This window comes from Arthrobacter sp. SLBN-122, assembly GCF_006715165.1.
Lineage (GTDB): Bacteria > Actinomycetota > Actinomycetes > Actinomycetales > Micrococcaceae > Arthrobacter.
Map to the genome: position 1 here is coordinate 885,173 of NZ_VFMS01000001.1, position 19,611 is coordinate 904,783.

Annotated in this window: 22 protein-coding genes and 1 pseudogene; 19 read left to right on the forward strand and 4 right to left on the reverse strand. The window is 66.2% G+C overall.

The window, feature by feature from the left end:
- Positions 1-130: 130 nt before the first annotated feature.
- The 8 genes from FBY36_RS04130 (at position 131) to FBY36_RS04165 (ending at position 6,612) form a co-directional block, all read left to right on the forward strand.
- Positions 131-1,153, forward strand: coding sequence for a hypothetical protein (locus tag FBY36_RS04130; RefSeq protein ID WP_142117467.1), 1,023 nt, complete (start codon positions 131-133; stop codon positions 1,151-1,153).
- Positions 1,154-1,220: 67 nt separating this feature from the next.
- Positions 1,221-1,628 carry an alpha/beta hydrolase gene (locus tag FBY36_RS20985; protein WP_142117468.1) on the forward strand — a complete coding sequence of 136 codons (408 nt, stop codon included), beginning with the start codon at positions 1,221-1,223 and terminating at the stop codon, positions 1,626-1,628.
- 132 nt (positions 1,629-1,760) lie between these two features.
- On the forward strand, positions 1,761-2,153 hold the full coding sequence (locus tag FBY36_RS04140) for a hypothetical protein (protein ID WP_142117469.1): 393 nt from the start codon (positions 1,761-1,763) through the stop codon (positions 2,151-2,153).
- Positions 2,154-2,257: 104 nt separating this feature from the next.
- Positions 2,258-3,097, forward strand: a complete 840-nt coding sequence (locus FBY36_RS04145; protein WP_235008713.1) for a phosphatase PAP2 family protein — start codon at positions 2,258-2,260, stop codon at positions 3,095-3,097.
- Positions 3,098-3,248: 151 nt separating this feature from the next.
- A complete protein-coding gene (locus FBY36_RS04150; protein ID WP_142122471.1) occupies positions 3,249-3,623 on the forward strand; it encodes a DUF7793 family protein in 375 nt (124 codons plus the stop codon).
- Positions 3,624-3,828: 205 nt separating this feature from the next.
- Positions 3,829-5,040 (forward strand): alcohol dehydrogenase catalytic domain-containing protein, encoded by a 1,212-nt coding sequence (locus tag FBY36_RS04155; RefSeq protein ID WP_142117470.1) that lies wholly within the window; start codon positions 3,829-3,831, stop codon positions 5,038-5,040.
- A gap of 111 nt (positions 5,041-5,151) precedes the next feature.
- Positions 5,152-5,556 (forward strand): DUF7793 family protein, encoded by a 405-nt coding sequence (locus FBY36_RS04160; protein WP_142117471.1) that lies wholly within the window; start codon positions 5,152-5,154, stop codon positions 5,554-5,556.
- Between the two features lie 588 nt (positions 5,557-6,144).
- Positions 6,145-6,612, forward strand: coding sequence for a hypothetical protein (locus FBY36_RS04165; protein WP_142117472.1), 468 nt, complete (start codon positions 6,145-6,147; stop codon positions 6,610-6,612).
- A gap of 24 nt (positions 6,613-6,636) precedes the next feature.
- On the opposite strand, the gene FBY36_RS04170 is transcribed toward FBY36_RS04165, so the two are convergent.
- Positions 6,637-7,704: a tartrate dehydrogenase gene (locus FBY36_RS04170; RefSeq protein WP_142117473.1), complete on the reverse strand. Its 1,068-nt coding sequence runs from the start codon at positions 7,702-7,704 to the stop codon at positions 6,637-6,639.
- Positions 7,705-8,168: 464 nt separating this feature from the next.
- On the opposite strand from FBY36_RS04170, the gene FBY36_RS20780 reads away from it, so the two are divergent.
- Together FBY36_RS20780 and FBY36_RS04180 are read left to right on the forward strand one after the other, a co-directional pair.
- Entirely contained in the window at positions 8,169-8,684 is a 516-nt protein-coding gene (locus tag FBY36_RS20780; protein WP_235008714.1) for a hypothetical protein, read from the forward strand.
- Positions 8,685-8,889: 205 nt separating this feature from the next.
- Positions 8,890-9,471 carry a hypothetical protein gene (locus FBY36_RS04180; protein WP_142117474.1) on the forward strand — a complete coding sequence of 194 codons (582 nt, stop codon included), beginning with the start codon at positions 8,890-8,892 and terminating at the stop codon, positions 9,469-9,471.
- 163 nt (positions 9,472-9,634) lie between these two features.
- Here the strand turns inward: FBY36_RS04180 and FBY36_RS04185 are convergent.
- Positions 9,635-10,070, reverse strand: a pseudogene (locus FBY36_RS04185) (MmyB family transcriptional regulator).
- Positions 10,071-10,176: 106 nt separating this feature from the next.
- On the opposite strand from FBY36_RS04185, the gene FBY36_RS04190 reads away from it, so the two are divergent.
- The 3 genes from FBY36_RS04190 (at position 10,177) to FBY36_RS04200 (ending at position 12,450) form a co-directional block, all read left to right on the forward strand.
- Positions 10,177-11,058 (forward strand): aldo/keto reductase, encoded by an 882-nt coding sequence (locus FBY36_RS04190; protein ID WP_142122472.1) that lies wholly within the window; start codon positions 10,177-10,179, stop codon positions 11,056-11,058.
- 28 nt (positions 11,059-11,086) lie between these two features.
- A complete protein-coding gene (locus tag FBY36_RS04195; RefSeq protein WP_142117475.1) occupies positions 11,087-11,917 on the forward strand; it encodes an oxidoreductase in 831 nt (276 codons plus the stop codon).
- A 98-nt stretch (positions 11,918-12,015) separates the two neighbouring features.
- Positions 12,016-12,450 (forward strand): hypothetical protein, encoded by a 435-nt coding sequence (locus tag FBY36_RS04200; protein ID WP_142117476.1) that lies wholly within the window; start codon positions 12,016-12,018, stop codon positions 12,448-12,450.
- Positions 12,451-12,610: 160 nt separating this feature from the next.
- Here FBY36_RS04200 and FBY36_RS04205 read toward each other — a convergent pair whose 3' ends face one another.
- Positions 12,611-13,144 carry a DinB family protein gene (locus FBY36_RS04205; RefSeq protein WP_160141872.1) on the reverse strand — a complete coding sequence of 178 codons (534 nt, stop codon included), beginning with the start codon at positions 13,142-13,144 and terminating at the stop codon, positions 12,611-12,613.
- Positions 13,145-13,244: 100 nt separating this feature from the next.
- On the opposite strand from FBY36_RS04205, the gene arsA reads away from it, so the two are divergent.
- Positions 13,245-15,008, forward strand: coding sequence for an arsenical pump-driving ATPase (arsA, locus tag FBY36_RS04210; RefSeq protein ID WP_142117478.1), 1,764 nt, complete (start codon positions 13,245-13,247; stop codon positions 15,006-15,008).
- 13 nt (positions 15,009-15,021) lie between these two features.
- On the opposite strand, the gene FBY36_RS04215 is transcribed toward arsA, so the two are convergent.
- Positions 15,022-15,372 (reverse strand): ArsR/SmtB family transcription factor, encoded by a 351-nt coding sequence (locus FBY36_RS04215; protein WP_142117479.1) that lies wholly within the window; start codon positions 15,370-15,372, stop codon positions 15,022-15,024.
- A gap of 111 nt (positions 15,373-15,483) precedes the next feature.
- On the opposite strand from FBY36_RS04215, the gene arsB reads away from it, so the two are divergent.
- From arsB to map, 5 genes are all read left to right on the forward strand, one after another.
- The gene (gene arsB, locus FBY36_RS04220; RefSeq protein WP_142117480.1) at positions 15,484-16,581 is read left to right on the forward strand and encodes an ACR3 family arsenite efflux transporter; all 1,098 of its coding nucleotides are present in this window, start codon (positions 15,484-15,486) and stop codon (positions 16,579-16,581) included.
- Positions 16,582-16,594: 13 nt separating this feature from the next.
- On the forward strand, positions 16,595-17,980 hold the full coding sequence (locus tag FBY36_RS04225) for an FAD-dependent oxidoreductase (RefSeq protein ID WP_142117481.1): 1,386 nt from the start codon (positions 16,595-16,597) through the stop codon (positions 17,978-17,980).
- A complete protein-coding gene (locus tag FBY36_RS04230; protein WP_142117482.1) occupies positions 17,977-18,399 on the forward strand; it encodes an arsenate-mycothiol transferase ArsC in 423 nt (140 codons plus the stop codon). Before FBY36_RS04225 ends, FBY36_RS04230 begins: the two co-directional genes overlap by 4 nt.
- A gap of 3 nt (positions 18,400-18,402) precedes the next feature.
- Positions 18,403-18,699, forward strand: a complete 297-nt coding sequence (locus FBY36_RS04235) for a hypothetical protein (RefSeq protein ID WP_200830432.1) — start codon at positions 18,403-18,405, stop codon at positions 18,697-18,699.
- A 133-nt stretch (positions 18,700-18,832) separates the two neighbouring features.
- Positions 18,833-19,609: a type I methionyl aminopeptidase gene (gene map / locus FBY36_RS04240; RefSeq protein WP_142117483.1), complete on the forward strand. Its 777-nt coding sequence runs from the start codon at positions 18,833-18,835 to the stop codon at positions 19,607-19,609.
- The last annotated feature ends 2 nt before the right edge of the window (positions 19,610-19,611 follow it).

Consider the following 19,611-nt stretch of genomic DNA (forward strand, 5'->3'; position numbering starts at 1 on the left):
CCACCCGCTCATCGCCGTCATATACTGACCGGGCTTTGATTGGCCCAAAACAGCGAAATCTCACGGTTCGGCGTCTCGACGCCGGCGACAGCCACAGCGCGCAGCATCCCGAATCCACAGACACCGGCGGATGGTCATGAGACGTTTCCTCGCACTCGTATTTGCTGCTGCGCTGGCCTGCACAGCCGTGCCGCTACTGGGCTCAGGTACCGCCCGGGCTGCCGGACTGTGCGTGGGGGCACCTCCAGCCGACGGCACCGTGTACGCGGAGACCCGGCAGTTCGTGGATACCCAGTCGTGGTGGATGCCGGACACCGACCAGGCCAACAACGCGATCACCAACACCGGCCACGCCCACATGGGGGCGTGCATCCCGGAACGCGAAACCATCAGCTCGGGCAACGTCATCGTAAATGTCCGGGTGATCCTCCACGACAACCCGGGCAAGGCCGATTACGTGGCCATGGTGTTCAAAACCTCCGACAACGAATTCGTCGTCCAGAAGTGTTACCTGCGGGCCGCAGCACCGGACTTCAGCTGCCCCAGCCCGGCCGGCTCCGGCGAAGGCGACTTCACGTGCAACGGGACCTGCGAGCGCTGGCTGACGTTCTCCCGGCCAATTTCCGCCTTCAACCATTCGGGGCTGCAGGAGGTCCGTTTCCGCGGGTTCGTTCAGGAGCCTGACGGCAACGAGATGCGGACCAACTTCAACTGGCAGGTCATCATCCAAAACGGCAAGTCCCCATCCGACGTCTCACGGGATGCGTTCCTGCGGGGCAAGGGCTGGTACACGCACGCCGGGTACTGCGAGGCCTCACTGCAGACTGCTCCCCTTCCCGACGGGCCGGTGTCGGGCATCTGGTCTCCTCTGGCGGACCTGGCCTCCCACGGCGACGGCTCACGCCCGGCCACCCATTCGTTCGTCTCCATCGACCCGGACTTCCACGCCGTTCCGGCCAACCCCGGGACCGTCCTGTGGGACGCGGCGGGGCCTTACGGACCCGACCCTTCGGGGGCCACCCCCGTCTCGATTGATACGAAGACCCTTGCCAACGGCGTCCACAAGCTGCACCTGCGGACGTCGTGCCGGGACGACAAGCTGGGGTCCACCAACTCCGGCGTGACCGTCGTTCCCTTCACCGTGGCCAACTGAGGGCCACCCCTGGGAGCAGGGTGACGATACAGCGTGCGCGGGGCAGGCGGTCCGCTGCAAAGCAGACGTGCAATGCAGCAGAAGTGAACTGGAACTCTTCGGATCCGCGCTGGCCGGAGCTGAACCGGAGATCTGCAGAAGCAGGCGTACGCAGCTCCCTGGGCGTCCCGCTGGAAATCACCGGTGGCGCCAGCGCCGCATTGAACTTTATTGCGTCCAAACCCGGAGTGTTCACCGCAGACGTTTACGACAAAGCCGTCGGCTTCGCCGCTGCAGCACACGGGTTGCCAAGTGTATTGGGGACCGAACAGTTATCCGCTCGGACTCAGATCCCTTGGTGCCACCGAAAGCATCCGATGACCTTGCCAGACGACTGGACGCCCGGCTGCAGGTTCATCAGGGAGCAGGACACTTCATGACCGAAGACGGCGTGACTAGCCTGCCGGCTCTGCTTGATTTGATCCTGTCCCGGTAGCATCACCAAAACGTGAATTCGCCCCCAAGGGCAGCTTCGAATTGACAGCCTGCTTATCTTTGTGCTACGCCGAAAGTGTCCCTAGGTAACGGTCCAATGACCCGCCGCAGGGGCATTCGGAAAGGCAAGATCATGAACAACAACGGCAATACCGAAAACACCCCGGATGCCATCGGTCCGGAGGAAACCCCTGAGGAACCCGACCTGCGCGGGCGCTACGTCGAAGGCAACTTTGGCAAGGGCGGAACACAGCATGGCCGCCATAGCGACGACGAGGAGGGCCAGTACATCGAAGGGAACTACGGCGTGGCGGGCAACGAAGGCGGCCTGCCCGAACCCCTGGGCGACAAGACGCTGGGAGCCGGGCGCTACATCAAAGCCGACTATGGCGGGGCCGGAGCCACCAAAGGCAGGACTGCCGACTCGGAAATCGGCCGGTACCCGGAAGGTGACTACGGGAAGGGCGGCGCCGTGGATCCCACGCGAAAGCCGCGCCGCGGATCCGGCACCCCAACAGAGCACTGACACAGCCCGCGAAAGCACGCACATCCGGCCAATAGCCTTCGGAGCTTCTTGGTGGAAGCCACGAAAAGCAGAGCGCTTGAGAAACGACGAGAGCGGCCGGCACTTTGACTGATGAATCACGCACAGGCGGCACCGAGGGCCCCAGCGCGGAACTGCACGATGACCGTTTCGTTGGCGGCCAGGACCTGACGCAGTGGGACTCCAAAAGCGGCCGTTCCCTCACCGACCTCTTCCTCCGGACGAGCCGGTGGCTGGGCCCACACGGGGCCCTGGTCCTGACATTGCTCCTGGGGCTCGCCATTGCCGCCCTGCTCACCACCTTGTTCGCCGCCGTGTACGAGTCGGTGGTCCAAGCCGACGGGGTTGCCGTTCTGGACCAGCCCGCCCTCAGCGCCGGTAAAGCCGTGCGCTCACCTGCGCTGGACATCGCCGTGACTGCCTACACGGACATCGGCGGCACCATCGGCATGCCGATCCTCGCCGTGGCCACGCTCCTGGCGCTTGCCCTCCGAAGGCGGTCCTGGACGCCGGTGATCCTCATCGCCGCGGCGGGAGCCGGCTCCCTGGCAATGACGATTGCAGGCAAGCAGTTCTTCGGCAGGGCCCGGCCCAGCGTTTCCGATGCCGCGCCCCCTTACGACTACACCGCCTCATTCCTCAGCGGCCACTCCCTCAACGCCGTAGTGATCGCCGGAACCGTCCCGTACCTCCTCATCCTCCGGGAAAAATCACGACGTGCACGGGCGCTCACCGCTGCTGCGGCCGCCGCCTTCGCTGTGACGATCGGGCTGAGCCGGGTGTACCTGGGCCACCACTGGCTGACCGACGTCGTGGCCGCCTGGGTTCTCGGGGCCGCCTGGCTCGCGCTGGTCATCACAGCACACCGCCTCTACCTGACCAGCCGCGCCAGGACGCTTCCAACCGGAACCTCATCCCCACGCTGATCCTGCTGGGCAGCTTCCTGATTCCGTTCAGCGCGGTCCTCTTCGGAGTCGAGGGGCACGGGGACGAAAAAAGCAGCCAACATGAGGGCAATCTTTATCCAGTCGGTTTACATTAGCTTGAAGCCGATGAAGCCTTTGGGGGGTACAAGTGATGGCACCTGTTAGATCAGGCAAAGCTGAGCTGTTTTTGGACGAACAAGAGATTCTTCAGCTGACATGGGCGCGCCACGCTGTCATCCGATCGAGTGATGCCGAAGCAGCTGTGCGCATGGTCAACGAGCTATGCGCACAAACGGAGCGTCCGCTGCTGGTCGACATGGCCACCACGTCCGCTGTCAGCCGTGGAGCCCGTGCTGTCTTCGCCCGGACCTGCCAGGCATCACAAGTGGCGCTCCTGGGCGCGTCCCCAGTAGACAAAGTCGTTGCCAACTTTGTTTTAGCCATGAACAAAACGCCCCGCCCCAAGCGCTTTTTCACCTCCAGGGCAGAAGCCATGGCATGGCTGATGACAAGCCCTTCTGCATGATGTGACCTCACGCCGGGACGCGTGGGAGGATCGGCGCTCTAAGGGACTGGGGAATTTTGCCTTGTGGTCAGCGACAGGGAGGCTGGCTGCGCCCGAAAATAGGCAGTAGGCTTACTATTTCCGTAGCTGGGTGCTCGCAGCACAGGGAGTGCCTGATTGACCAGAACCCAACCGGCGGCCTGATGCCGCAAAAGGAGTCCGCATCATGAAAGCACTCGTATGGCACGGCGAAGGCGATATCCGCCTCGACAGCGTTGACGATCCGGCAATCCTGGATCCGAATGACGCGATTGTCCGCATCACCCGCAGCGCGATCTGTGGCACGGACCTGCACTTCATCCGCGGCACCATGTCCGGGATGAAGGAAGGAACCATCCTGGGCCATGAAGCCGTAGGCGAGGTAACCGCCGTGGGCAAGGCCGTGCGCCGGTTCGCCCCGGGTGACCGCGTGATCGTGTCCTCCACCATGTCCTGCGGCGTGTGCTGGCAGTGCCGGGCGGGCCACACCGCCCAGTGCGACACCGCCAACCCGAACGGGCCGCAGGCAGGGACCTGCTTCTTCGGCGGCCCCGAAACCACCGGCCCTATAAACGGACTGCAGGCCGAGTACGCACGGATTCCCTGGGCCTCGAACACCCTGACCTCCATTCCCGACAACGTCAGCGACGAGCAGGCCATCCTGCTTTCGGACATCTTCCCCACCGCGTGGTTCGGCGCGCAGCTGGCCGGCATCCAGCGCGGCGACACGGTGGCCGTGTACGGGGCGGGCATCGTGGGGCAGCTGGCCATCGCGTCGGCATTCCGGCAGGGCGCGTCCCGGGTATTCGCGATCGACGGCATTGAGACCCGACTGGTCCAGGCCCTCGACCAGAACGCGGACGTCATCAACTTCAACGCCGAGGACCCGGTGGAGACCCTGATGGAGTCGACGCTGGGGATCGGCGTGGACGCCGTGATCGACGCCGTGGGCGTGGATGCGCAGCGGCCATGGGCCGGCCCCGCGGCAGCGAAGGGCGAGGAGCAGGCGGAGCAGTTCGCGCAGGAGGTGGCCCAGGTAGCCCCCGAAACCAACGTCCAGGGCGAAAACTGGGTGCCGGGCAACGCCCCCTCCCAGGTTTCCCAATGGAGCGTGGAGACGGTGCGGAAGTACGGGCGGATCGGCATCATCGGGGTATACAGCCCGACCATGACGACCTACCCCATCGGCCAGGCCATGAACAAGAACCTGACCATCCGCATGGGCAACTGCGACCACCGGTCCGTCACGCCGCCCCTGGTGGACCTGGTGGCCTCCGGCGTCTTCGACCCCACCACGTTCATCACACAGCACGAGCCGATCAGCGACGTGGTGGACGCCTACCTGAACTTCGACCGACGCGAGGAAGGCTGGCTCAAGACCGTCCTGACCACGGCTTAGCCTCTCCCCTGCATCACCGGCGGTCCGCGCCTTTTGGCGCGGGCCGCCGGTGATGCATTCCCTGATGCCTTTCTTGGTGTGTCCCCCGACATTGGGGAACAGTAGTAAGGGATGAAAGACCAAGAAGATGAAGATGTCACCGGAACCATCGAGCTCTCAGGCACAGTGCTGCACCTGAAGTGGGAGCACGGTGATGTGGTGACGGAAAGCGACGCCAGGGCGCTGATGAGGCGTGCCAAGATCCTCAGCGCCGGCCGCACCCTCCCGCTGCTGGTGGAAATGACGGGCCTGGCGTGGATCGATCAAGGCGCCCAGAAAGCTTTTGCCGGAACCTGGCCACTGACACGCGCGGCACTGGTGGGCACCTCTCCCGTCGACCAGACCCTGGCACATTTTTACGCGGGGAGGCACACGCCGGTGCACCCCACACGGTTCTTTACATCATTGGACGAGGCGATGAGCTGGCTGATGGAGCACCATCACGAACACGGGCACGACCAGACCGGCGCCGGTTAATTTCGTACCCGGCCGTAATCCCGGCGAGCAGTACCAGGGTTCCGGTCAGTCTCAGCCACCACGAGTCGCTGGTGCCCGGCAGGACCATCGACAGGAACACCAGGCCCAGGGCGGCAATCCCGATCCACGAAGTCCAGGGGCGCCCGGCATCCGGAATCCCACCACGGGCAGGAGACCTGTGTCCTGGTGGCGGCGCAGCCGCAGCTGGCAGGCGAAGATGGTGATCCAGAGGACCAGGATGCACACGGCGCAGGCACTCAGGCGGCCGGTTTCGCGGGCCGTTGTTGAGCCGGCGGCGGCGTAGGGGTTTTGACGTTAGGGGCGAGTATCCCGGCTACAAGAAACGGGTACTCAATACGGGGGCGGCGGGCAGGTGCAGACCGTAGGCTCGTAACGAGAGCTGGCGGCGAAGGTGTTCGTCTGAGACCACGAACACCTACCCCAGCCGCCGCCAGCTCTTCCCACACGGCCCCCTGGTGCAGCCGCGGCCGCTTCCGCGCAGCCGCTGACTTCCTAGTTCCAAAAGACCCTTTCTCCACGTTTGTGCAGGCCGTACGCTGTGGTGACCCATCCTCAAAGGAGACATCCATGCGCACAGCAGAACTCACCGAGACCGAACACGCCCACCGTCTTTCCGAGAACCTCATTAACCAACTGGCCAAGGGCCGGGAATGGGCCACGCCGGGGGTGGAGGCGGCGCTGCAGAGAGCGGTGGCAGGACTGGATACCGGCATCGAAACCGCTTCCCCACGCCTCCAGGCGCTCCTGCGCCGCCTGGCGGACGAACTCGCCGGCGGCGTGGAAACCTACACGCCCCGGGTCCAGGAACGGTTGAGGCGTGTGGGGCCGAAGGCTGCCCCCGTCGCGGTCCAGGCCCCCCGGCGGGCGGGCAGGATGTTGTGGTGGGCCGGCGCCCTTGCGGCCCTGGCAGGCGGGGCAGCAGTGTGGCGCTCCATGCAAGCGTCCAAGAAAGAGCCGGCGCCGTCACTCACTTCCCAGGAAAGCAGCAGCACGGATCCGAACGTGGACGCGGACCTAGCCTCCGGCCGGATGTAGGAGCGCGCCCTACGGAGGCAGCAGCTACTGGCGCGGCAGGATGTCGATCTGCCGCAGGACCGCGTCGGTGAACTCCCTGGTGGAGGACGTCCCGCCCACGTCCCGGGTCCCCGCTCCGGCCCGCAGCGCCTCCTCGAAGGCCAGCTGCAGGTGCGAGGCCGCGGCCGCGTGGCCCAGGTGCTCCAGCATCATGGCGCCGGACCAGATCTGCCCCAAGGGATTCGCCAGGCCCTGGCCGGCGATGTCCGGGGCGGAACCGTGGACGGGCTCGAACAGCGAAGGGAACTGCCGCTCCGGATTCAGGTTGGCACTGGGAGCCACCCCAATGGAGCCCGTAACGGCGCTGCCCAGGTCCGAAAGGATGTCCCCCAGCAGGTTGGAGGCCACGATCACGTCCAGGGTCCAAGGCTTGAGTACCAGGTGGGCCGCGAGCGCGTCCACCAATTCGGAGGACAGCTGCACACCGGGGTATTCGGCCGCGGTCTGGGCCACCACCTCGTCCCAGAACGGCATGGTGTGGATGATGCCGTTGCTCTTCGTGGCGGAGGTCAGGAGCCCGCGGCGGGATGCAGCCAATTTGGCGGCAAAATGCGCTGCCCTGGTGATTCCCATCCTGGTGAACACAGTCTCCTGTACGGCTGCTTCCTGGGGCAGGCCGCGGAACATCCTGCCGCCGATTTCGGAGTACTCGCCTTCATTGTTCTCGCGCACGATCAGGAGGTCGATGGGTTCGCGGGACGCCAGCGGCGAGGCCACGCCGTCGAGCGTTTTGACCGGCCGGAGGTTGATGTACTGCTGGAACTCGCGGCGGATGGGAATGAGCAGACCCCACAGGGTTTCCGCGTCGGGGATCTCCGGGCTGCCCACGGCGCCAAGGAAGATCGCCTCGTGCCGGCCCAGCCGTTCCAGGCCGTTGTCCGGCATCATGCGGCCGTGCCGGAGATAGTAGTCCGAGCCCCAGTCGAGGTGCTCATAGTCGAAGCTGATTCCGTAGATCCCCGCCACCCGGTCCAGGCACTCGATTGCGGCGGGGACCACTTCCTGGCCGATGCCGTCACCGGCGATGACGGCGATGCTGTGGGTTTGGCTCATGCTGCGCGCTCCGGGAGGTTGATGATGCGATCGGCATGGAGTCTATCCACACATCCGTCTGGTGCCGAATGAGCTCGCCAAGCGTGTGAAGGCCGGCGCACTGGTCCGAATCCGGCACGGCGTCTATGTTGACGGACCGACGTGGAGGGGATTGAAGCCATGGGAGCAGTACCGGCTCCGCATCCAGGCCGCCGCGGAAACATTCGAGAAACCCGCAATTTTCGCGCGTCACTCCGCGGCCAGCGTCTGGGGAATCCCCACCATCGGCCTTCATCACCCGGTCCAGGCACTCACTTGGAAGAACGACGGCGGGAGGTCACGTGCAGGAGTCAGCCGCCACTTCGCGGCGCGGACTGGCTTAGCGGTGGTCACGTTGGAGGGCCTCCTGGTCACCGATCGCATCCGCACTGTCCTTGACCTGGCCGCGTTCATTCCCTTTACCGAGGCCATCGCGCCGCTGGACCATGTGCTCCGGCCAGACCCGGTCCGGCCGGCTGCCCGCCCTGACCAAGACCGACCTGGAGGGCGGGATCGGGTCGATCTACTCCACCGCTGCTGGCCGCAGGATCCGGTCGGCTATTGCGTTTGCCGATCCCGCATCCGCGTCGGCAGGCGAATCCTGGAGCCGCGCACTGATCCATGTTGCCGGCTTCGAGTCCCCGGTCCTTCAACACCGGTTTTCCGACTCCGCCGGGGTGGTTGGCTACACCGACTTCTACTGGAAGGAGTCGAGGGTAGTGGGCGAATTCGATGGCGAGGAGAAGTACCTCAAGCCCGAGTTCCTCAAGGGTCAGACGGCGTCCCAGGCTGTTGTGGCGGAAAAGCAGCGCGAGAACCGGATCCGTGCCCTGGGCATCAACGTGGTGCGGTGGGACTGGGCCGACCTGAAGTCGGGGAGGCTGGAAGACAAGCTGGCAGCAGCCGGTGTGGGCCGCCGTCGTACGCGTTCTGCCGTTTTCGACGCGCAAATCCGCCGGTGACGCGCTGGCTCCCCTGCGCACTGGTTATTCGGGTGGCGGCACGGAATGTGCGAGTCGAAATGATTCAACTGTGTCAAAACCGCACGTGCCTGGCAGCGCATCAGCATCCGCCCTACCCTTGTTCACGGCCACCAGCGGGTCTATGTTGGTGCTAACCCGGGCCAGGCTGGGACGGCCATCGGATACAGGTCTCGCCGAGGCAGCCATGAGTTACATCCCCGTCAGCAGACGCACCATCCGGCGGCATCGTGCGTCCGAGCGGTCCACCCGGCGCCTGGTTGCTGCCCTTTCCGCCGGGGCCGTGGTGGCATGGCTGTTGTCAGTGCTGCTATCCGCCGCCGTCAACGTTGACGGCTATGTCCATGACATCGATCTCGTAGTGCATGACCTCTTCCTCGTTGTGGCTTTCGGCGCCATCATTCTGGTTGATTGGCACGGTTTCCTGTGGCTGATCGGCCGGCGCACACTGGGTGAAATCATTCGACTCGACGGCGCAGCAACACCGTTGATCTGGGGCGGCCTGGCCGGCATGCTTGCCACGGGTGTGTTCCTGAGCCCGCACCTGGAAAATCCGATGACAGACGTCAAGCTCGCGGCGGTCCTTGTGCTCAGCCTGAACGGGATCATGCTGATCCCCCTCATGCGGCGGCTCGCGCGGCGGCCCGCAAAGACTGCACTCGGGGATTTGTCCCTTGGCCAACGCGTCCACCTAATGTCCTGCCTGGTTGTCTCGCAGCTGTGTTGGTGGACGGCGATCATCATTGGGTTCATCAACGCGCAGTCCTGAACCAAAGCGGCCTGGACCGGCGCATCCCCGGGCCGCCGTACGCGCTCTGACATTATCGACGCGCAAATCCGCCAGTGACGCGCATAGTCCTTTCCGCGCCCGTTATTTGGTTAGCGCCCAGGATTATGCGGGTCGCAAATGAAATTGCCTGTCGCGGGCGTGATTAAGGTGGTCTTCTCCTGGGCGCGGCCTCCGTGATGCTGCCCTGCGTGGCGGCCCAGCTGGCCAGGACCTTCAGCGCGTCCTCTGACGGGGTACCCGGCTCGGCCGTGTAGATGTTGATACGGAGCCCGGGGTCGGCGGGGAGCTCCAGCGCCTCGTAGGTCAGGTCCAGGTCCCCCACGATGGAGTGTTGGAGCTTCTTGCGGCCGGCGCGGTGGTACTTCCTCCGCCGCGCGCTCCCAGTCGGCGAAGAACTCCCGCGCCTTGGGGCTCAGGAACGTGAAGCGTGCGCAGTTGGGCGGGGTGCCGCCGTCGGCCACCATCTCCAGGTACAGTGCCCGGCCCAGCTCGTTGGAGGCCAAAACGTCGCCGCGGTCGTTGCGGACCCAGGCCGGCGCCGCGGTGATCGCATCGATGACCCGCTGCACGCTGCGCACCGTCTGCGGACTCCGCTTGCACGCTACGCGCCGGACCTGCAGCGAAGGAGGGACTGGCAAGCCCTCCCACAAACTTCAACAGCCGAATAGCGTGAGAGGCATGGTTATGGAACTCACGCTCAACAACGGAACCACAATGCCCGCGCTCGGCCTGGGCGTCTTCCAAAGCCCCCCGGAAGAGACGACGGCGGCCGTCCAGACAGCGCTGGAGGTGGGCTACCGGCACATCGACACCGCCGCGGCGTACGGCAACGAGCGCGAGGTGGGCGAAGGCATCCGCCGCTCCGGCCTGGACCGGTCCGACGTGTTTATCGAGACGAAGGTGTGGGTCAGCGACTACGGCTACGACGAAGCCCTGCACGCCTGGGACAAGGCCGCCGGCAAGCTGGGGGTGGAGCAGCTGGACCTGCTCATCCTGCACCAGCCCGCCCCGGACCGGTTCGAGAAGACCATCGCCGCGTACAAGGCCCTCGAAACCCTGCTCAAGGACGGGCGGGTACGGGCCATCGGCGTCAGCAACTTTCTGCCACACCACCTGCAGCAGCTGCTGGCGGAAACGTCCGTGGTCCCCGCCGTCAACCAGATCGAGCTGCACCCGTACTTCCAGCAGGCAGCTGTCCAGACGATCGATGAGGACCACCACATCCTCACCCAGGCGTGGTCCCCGATCGGCGGCATAACCTTCTACCCGGGATGGGGCGAGAACCGGAAGAACGTCATGCGGGACCCGGCGATTGCCGCTGTCGCGCAGGCCCACGGCAAGACCCCCGCCCAGGTGATGCTGCGCTGGCACCTGCAGCAGGGCCGCTCCGCCATCCCCAAGTCCACCAACCCGGCACGCATTGAAGAGAATTTCGACGTGTTCGGCTTCGAGCTTTCCGCGGCCGAGCTCGCAGCCATCGATGCCCTGGACACCGGCCTCCGCAGCGGCCCCGACCCCGATGTGGCCCGCCCCGAGCGGTTCGCCATGGTCATCCCCGAAGCCTAGAACCTCCACCCCTTACGAAAGGAACACCATGTCAACGTGGCTCATCACCGGCTGCTCCACCGGACTTGGCCGGGCGCTTGCCGAAGCCGTGCTCGCGTCCGGGCACAACGCCGTCGTCACCGCCCGGAAAGTGGAAACACTGCAGGACATCACCGCCGGCTTCCCGGACACCGCGCTGACGCTCCCCCTGGACGTCACCGACAAGGCGCAGATCAGCGCGGCAGTGAAGCAGGCGGAGGAGAAGTTCGGCAGCATCGACGTGCTGGTCAACAACGCCGGCTACGGCTACCGCGCCGCCGTGGAGGAAGCGGACGACGGCGACATCCGGCGGTTGTTCGACACGAACTTTTTCGGGGCGGTGGACATGGTCAAGGCAGTTTTGCCGGGCATGCGTGCCAACAAGTCAGGCTGCATCCTGAACATCTCCTCCATCGGCGCCCGGATCACGCCGCCCGGCTCGGGCTACTACGCGGCCACGAAAGCGGCGCTGGAGGGCATGTCCGGATCCCTGCGCAACGAACTGAAGCCGCTGGGCATCAACGTCACGGCCATCGAACCCGGCGGCTTCCGGACCGACTTCGCGGGCCGCTCGCTCACCCAGTCCGCGACGGCGATCGACGACTACGCGGACACGGCCGGCAAGCGCCGGAAGGAACACGACACCGCCCACGGCAACCAGCCCGGGGACCCGGACAAGGCCGCCCGGGCGATCATCGCCGTCGTCGAATCCCCCAACCCGCCGGGCCTGCTGGTCCTGGGCACGGACGCTTTCGGTGCGTTTGCCAAGGTGGCCGAGGCCCAGCGCGCGGAGCTGGAGCAGTGGCAGGAGCTGAGCACCGGCACCGACATCACGGACTGACCCACAATCGAGTACTAAATACTCATGACAGGGCGGGCAGCCGGTGCGAGAGTTAATTTGTTCCGTCAACATGTCGAGACAAAGTTGGATACCGCACCATGGCAGCAAAACGGGGTCGCTCACGCAGCAAGGGCGGCGGCACCCTCGGGTGTGCCCCCTTCTTCGCCCTCATCGTCATTGCCCTCATCATTCAGTACTGGTGGGTCCTCCTGATTGCCGCCGGCGTGGTTGCCCTGACCGTGGCACTCGTGCACACAGCAAAGGCCCCGCCCCGCCCGGCCAGGGTGCCCCCGCCCAAGCCGCAGCCCGTCATGGCCCCGCCCCGCCAGGTCCTCAGCGGGGATGACCTTGCAGCCCACATGCGCGCCGCAAAACAGGCCGGCCGTGTACGGGACATGCAGGAGTGGGACTACGAGTGGATCCGGCTGGCGTACCCGGGGAAGAGTCTTCGCGAAGTCAACGACATTGCGAACGCCCATTTTGCCCGGGGCCGCTCCATCGGCATCAACTCCGGGGACCCGTCCGCCCCGTGAGCCCGGCCCGTTTGGCATTCGGCTGAAACGGCCGCCGTCGCGCGTTCCCGCCCAGTTACTCTTCCGTCACCCACCGCGGACGCCGCTGCTATCGGCGTGCCGCAGGCCGAAGGCTGGGGCAGCCAGGAGTAACTGGGCTGGAATGCACACCCCGACGCCGTCAGGACCGCAGCGTGGTCAGGCTCAGCTGTGCCCGGTGGTGGCGGTAATGCTTGGGCGCCCACTCCAGGATGTCCCGGCGGCTCATCCAGGGCAGGAAGTACGGGTCCCAGCGGACGGGCATGGTCATGCCGCGGTCCAACGCCTTGCTGTCCGCGTGGCTGTACCAGGCCACGATGATCCGCGTGGTCCGGTCCATCATTCCCGTCATGGCCTGCGGCTTGAGAACCCGGCCCCCGGCGGCACTCCCAGCCCAGTTCACCCAGTTGTAGGGACGCGCGCAGGCGTCCAGGAGCTTGCTCCAATTCCGGGATGCCGAGTGAGGCAGGCGGGAGAACAGTCCCAGGAGCGGTATTCCCGCCAGTGCGATGTTCTGTCCCAGGGCCATGTGGAAGAGCAGCTGCCGGTTGGTCCACCGCGTCCCGTTGGAGGGCAGGTCCAGCTCGTCGTCCAACGCGCTGGACACGATGTTCCGGAAGTCTTCCGCGATCCACAGCAGGTCCGCCTTTACAGGATCACTGTCAGGTACCGCCATCGGAGCCTCCCGTCCATCGGCATCAGCCCGTCTCCACAGCATAGGCTCGCAGTCCAAGAGGCTCTGTCATACATCGACGCCTATCGATAGCATGAGGCCCATGAAGTTCCTCCAGGACGCGCCCCGGTTCCTCTTCTTCACAGGTAAGGGCGGCGTCGGCAAAACGTCGGTGGCGTGTGCAACGGCGCTCACCCTCGCCAGGGGAGGAAAGCAGATCCTCCTGGTCAGCACCGACCCCGCCTCGAACGTGGGTCAGGTGTTCGGCCAGACCATCGGCAACATTGTCACCCAGATCAGCGGCGTGCCGGGGCTCCGTGCCCTGGAAATCGACCCCGAGCAGGCTGCCGAAGCCTACCGGGAGCGGATCCTCGGCCCCGCCCGGGGCGTCCTGCCGGATGCGGAGCTGGCCGGGATCGCGGAGAGCCTCTCCGGCTCCTGCACCACGGAGATCGCCTCCTTCGATGAGTTCACCAGCCTGCTTGCCGATGACAGCAGCTACGACGAGTACGACCACATCGTTTTCGACACCGCCCCGACCGGCCACACCATCCGGCTGCTGCAGCTGCCGGGTTCATGGACGGACTTCCTGGCGGCCGGCACCGGCGATCCCTCCTGCTTGGGACCCCTTTCCGGCCTCGAGAAGCACAAGCAGGTCTACGCCAAAGCAGTGCAGGCCCTCACGGACCCGGCCCGCACGCGGCTGGTGCTGGTCAGCCGGGCCCAGGCGTCGTCACTGACCGAGATCGAGCGGACCTACCTGGAGCTCAACCAGATAGGCATCGGCAACGGGTACGTCGTGGTCAACGGGGTGCTGCCGGACGCGGCCGGCGATGAGGACCTGGCGAAAGCACTCCGCGCCCGGGAGGCCGCTGCCCTGGCCGCGATCCCCCGCACCGTGGCCGGCCTTCCACGTGACGTCCTGGAGCTGAAGCCGGGGAACATGGTGGGGATTCCCGCGCTCGAATCCCTGTTCATCACAGCCCCTGCCACCACACCGCAGCCACCTGCAGCACCGGCTCCGGGCGCGGAAGATGCCCCGCTGGCCGCGCTGGTGGACGAGGTGGAGCGCGATGGCCGCGGCCTGGTGATGTGCATGGGCAAAGGCGGCGTGGGAAAAACAACTGTTGCTGCCGCCGTCGCCGTTTCCCTGGCCAGGCGCGGGCACGACGTCCACCTCACCACAACCGATCCGGCCGCGCACCTGACCGAGACGCTTCACGGCTCCGTCCCCGGCCTCACCGTCTCACGCATCGATCCGGAAACGGCCACCCGCGAGTACCGGGCCCATGTCATGGACACCAAGGGCCGGAACCTGGACGATGAAGGGCGCGCTGCCCTGGCCGAGGACCTGATGTCACCATGCACCGACGAGGTGGCGGTCTTCCGGCAGTTCTCCAAAGTGGTCCATGAATCGCGCCGGCACTTCGTGGTGATTGACACCGCACCCACCGGGCACACCCTGCTGCTCCTGGACGCCACGGGTTCCTACCACCGCGAGATAGCCCGCCAGGTAGGCAACAGCATGGGGTTCGTGACACCCCTTATGCGGCTGCAGGATCCGGCACAGACCAAGGTGGTCCTGGTGACGCTGGCGGAGACCACACCGGTCCTCGAAGCCAAGGAGCTGCAGGACGACCTGGAACGGGCCGGGATTCATCCCTGGGCGTGGGTCATCAACAACTCGATCGCCGCCGCGCATCCGCAGACACCGTTCCTGCAGGCGCGCGCAGCCAGTGAGCTTGAACAGATTTCACAGGTGTACCAACTGGCGGACCGGGTGGCCCTCATTCCACTGCTTCCCGACGAACCCATTGGCGAAGAAAAACTGTCCGCCCTTACCGCCTACAGTTCCCAGCCCGCCTGACAATTCGCAGGGTTTACAGGGAGGCCAGGAGGCCGGTGGTCCGCTCGATCGCGCCGGGGACCAGGGAGTAATAGGCCCAGGTGCCGCGCTTTTCGCGGTGGAGCAGGCCTGCGTCCACCAGGATTTTCAGGTGGTGGGACACCGTGGGCTGGCTCAGGTCCAGCGGCTCGGTCAGATCGCAGACGCATGCTTCACCGTCTCCGGCGCCCTTGACAATCGAGAGCAGGCGGAGCCTGTTGGGATCGGCCAGCGCCTTGAACACAAGGGCCGTGCGCTGGGCTTCCTCTGCATCGAGGGCAGCCTGGCCGGAGGGAGCGCAGCAGGCATTGTCGACGGCGGGCTCGACCGTTTGCAGGGAAGTCATGAATCCATTATGCACATGGATTGACAAGCATCGATATAGCTGCCAATACTTCATATCGACGAACATCAATGTTTGATCCAGGTCGCACAACAACAGCAGCACAGGAGCCCCGTGAGCACCCAGACTGACCCATCCGCCCGCCCTGATGGTGAGGCCGCCGTCGTCGGCAAGCTCTCCACTCTGGACCGCTTCCTGCCGGTCTGGATCATCGCTGCCATGGCGCTGGGACTGCTGCTGGGCAACGTAATCCCGGGGCTGGACACCACGCTCGAAGCCGTCAAGATCGGCGAAGTGTCCCTGCCGATCGCCATCGGCCTGCTGGTGATGATGTACCCGGTGCTCGCGAAGGTCCGCTACGACCAGACGCACCGGGTGATCGGCGACCGCAGCCTCATGATCACGTCGCTGGTACTGAACTGGGTCATGGCTCCGGCGTTCATGTTCGCACTGGCCTGGATCTTCATTCCCGACCTCCCCGAGTACCGCACCGGCCTGATCATCGTGGGGCTGGCCCGCTGCATCGCCATGGTGATGATCTGGAATGATCTCGCCTGCGGCGACCGGGAAGCCGCGGCCGTACTGGTGGCCATCAACTCCGTCTTCCAGGTCCTAGCCTTCGGCGCCCTGGGCTGGCTCTACCTCCAGCTTCTGCCGTCCTGGCTCGGCCTGCCCACCACCAGCGCGGACTTCTCCTTCTGGTCCATCACCGCCTCCGTGCTGGTGTTCCTGGGAATCCCGCTGCTGGCCGGCTTCCTGACCCGCACCGTCGGGGAAAAGACCAAGGGCCGTGAATGGTACGAAGGCTCTTTCCTGCCGAAGCTCGGCCCCTGGGCGCTCTACGGACTGCTCTTCACCATCACCCTGCTCTTCGCGCTGCAGGGCGGCACCATCACGTCCCGGCCAGTGGACGTGGCCCGGATCGCGCTGCCGCTGCTGGTCTACTTCGTAGTGGTTTTCGGGGCCGGCATGGTGATCGGCAAATGGCTGGGCCTTGGCTACGCGAAAACCACCACACTGGCCTTCACGGCCGCCGGCAACAACTTCGAACTCGCCATCGCTGTGGCGATTGGCACCTTCGGCGTCACCTCCGGGCAAGCCCTGGCCGGCGTCGTCGGACCCTTGATCGAAGTCCCCGCCCTCGTTGCCCTGGTGTACGCGGCACTGTGGGCCCGCGCACGCTTTTTCACCACCACCCACGCCAACGGATGAAACAGAGGACATCATGGCTGTAACCAACACCCTCCCCGTAGCTGTCATCGGCGCCGGCCCCATCGGCCTCGCCGCGGCGGCGCACCTGCTGGAACGCGGCCTGGAACCGCTGATCTTTGAAGCCGGCCCGCGACCGTCCGCGGCGGTCGAGCAGTGGCGGCACATCCGGCTGTTCTCCCCGTGGCAGTACAACACCGACGCCGCCGCCGTCCGCCTCCTGGCCGGAACGGGCTGGACAGCACCCGGGCCTGCAGAGCTGCCCACCGGCGGGGACCTCATCGACCAGTACCTCACCCCGCTCGCCGCCCTGCCCGCCATCGCGTCCCGGCTCCAGACGGGCGCCCGCGTGGTTGCGGTGACCCGCCAGGGCATGGACAAGACGCACAGCCGCAACCGGAACAGCACGCCCTTCCTGGTCCGCGTTGAACACGCCGACGGCGACGTCCGCGACTACCAGGCGGCCGCGGTCATTGACGCCTCCGGCACATGGTCCACCCCCAATCCGCTCGGAACCTCCGGACTGCCGGCCGTTGGTGAAGCTGCCACCGCGGCCCACATCTCTTCCCCGCTCCCGGACGTGCTGGGCCGGGAGCGGGCAGCGTTTGCCGGGCACACCGCCGTCGTGGTTGGCGCGGGACACTCGGCCGCCAACACCTTGCTCAACCTCGCCGACCTGGCAGCCGGGGACTCCGGAACAAAGATCGTGTGGGCCATCCGCGGCGCGTCGCCGGCAAAGGTCTATGGCGGCGGCGACGCTGACGGGCTCGCCGCACGGGGCCAGCTGGGGAGCCGGCTCCGCACCCTCGTCGAGTCCGGCGCCGTGGAACTTCACACCGGTTTCGGAATCGCCTCCGTCGCGGCAAACGGCGGTGCCGTCACGCTGACCGCCACGGACGGCCGGACCCTCCGCGCCGACGTCGTGGTTCCGGCCACCGGCTTCCGTCCCGACCTGACGATCCTCCAGGAGCTCCGGCTGGAAGTGGACCCCGGCGTGGAGGCCCCGCGCGAACTCGGGCCCCTGATCGACCCGGAATTCCACTCCTGCGGCACGGTGGAACCGCACGGCGCGACGATGCTGTCCCACCCTGAGCAGGACTTCTACATCGTGGGGATGAAGTCCTACGGCCGGGCGCCCACCTTCCTGCTGGCCACCGGCTACGAACAGGTCCGCTCCGTCGCGGCCGCCCTGGCCGGGGACCGCGAGGCAGCGGACACGGTGCAGCTCGAGCTGCCGGAGACCGGCGTCTGCTCCTCTGACATCGGCACCAGCTGCGACGTCCCCGCGGCAGCAGCTGCAGCCTTCGTGGCAGAGACCTCCGGTGGCTGCTGCGGCACCCCCGAGCCGGTGCTCATCGGCTTCCCCACGGGCCTGGCCCACGGCCGCTCCGGTGACGCATGAGCACGGCGCTGAAGACCCCCAGCGTCCTGTTCGTCTGCAGCAAGAACGGCGGCAAATCCCAACTCGCCGCCGGACTCATGAACCAGCTGGCCAACGGCACGGTTACCGTGCACTCGGCAGGCACCAGCCCGGGCAAGTCGCTGAACGCCCAATCGGTGGAGTCCCTGGCTGAACTCGGCATCGACATCACCGGCGAACACCCCAAACCCATTGCCCATGACGTGCTGAACAGCGTGGACGCAGTCATCGTCCTGGGCACGGAGGCGAAAGTCCAGGCACCCGAAGGCACCCGGTTTGAGGTCTGGGATACGGATGAGCCCTCCAAGCGCGGCATCGAGGGCATGGAGCGCATGCGGCTGGTGCGGGACGACATCAGGGCCCGCGTCCAGAAGCTGTATGCGGAGCTCACCGGGAGCTGAGAGATGCCGGCCCGTGCGCCGTCCCGGGCCCTCGCGGCGGAGGGTGCACCGCGAGGCGGCCTGGCCGCGCTCTGCATCACGCAGACCACCGCCTGGGGCATCCTCTACTACGCGCTGATCGCCGCGGTGGGCCCCATCAGCCAGGACACGGGCTGGGACCCCGCCCTGGTAACGGGAGCCTTCTCCGCCGGCCTGCTGGTCTCCACCGCCGCCGGCATCGCCCCGGTGACGGCAACGGCGGTGGCAGCCTGGTTTGGCACCTACACGGCCATGGCGTGGGCATGGTTGCCGCGGCGGTGACGGCCGCGGCGGCAGCAGCGGTGGACTGGCCTCGTACCGGCTGAAAGTTTCCCGCGTCAGCTCTTGCTCCTGTTCGTTGCCGGGCCAATAGGATGGGGCGCATAGTTAATGGCCGCACACGAAGGGGCGCCCCATGATCGAGATCCTCACCCCCTCCGAAGTGGACCGCGCCCGGGAGACCGGAGCCCTGGTGGCTGACATCCTGCAGGCCATGAAGACCCGGGCCACCGTGGGCACCAACCTCCTGGACATCGACCAGTGGACCAAGGAGATGATCACCGAGGCCGGGGCTGAATCCTGCTACGTGGACTATGCGCCCTCCTTCGGCCGCGGCCCCTTCGGGCACTACATCTGCACGGGCGTCAACGATGCCGTGCTGCACGGGCTGCCCCACAACTACACCTTGGCCGACGGCGACCTGCTGACCCTGGACCTCGCCGTCGTCAAGAACGGCATTGCCGCGGACGCCGCCATCAGCTTCATCGTGGGCGAGTCACAGCCAGCCGAGAGCGTGGCGATGATCGAGGCGACTGAGCGTGCCCTGGCCGCCGGGATCGCCGCCGCGGGGCCGAACGCCAAGATCGGGGACGTCTCGTACGCCATCGGCCGCGTCCTCATCGACGCCGGGTACCCGGTCAACACGCAGTTCGGCGGCCACGGCATCGGCTCCACCATGCACCAGGACCCGCACGTGCCCAACACCGGCCGGCCCGGCCGCGGCTTCAAGCTGCGGCCCGGGCTGCTGCTGGCACTCGAGCCATGGATCATGGCGGACACGGATGAGCTGGTAACGGACGACGACGGGTGGACGCTTAGGAGCCTCACTGGCTGCAGGACGGCCCACACGGAGCACACCATCGCCATCACGGCCGACGGCGCCGAGATCCTGACGCTGCCGACGCAAAAGTAGCG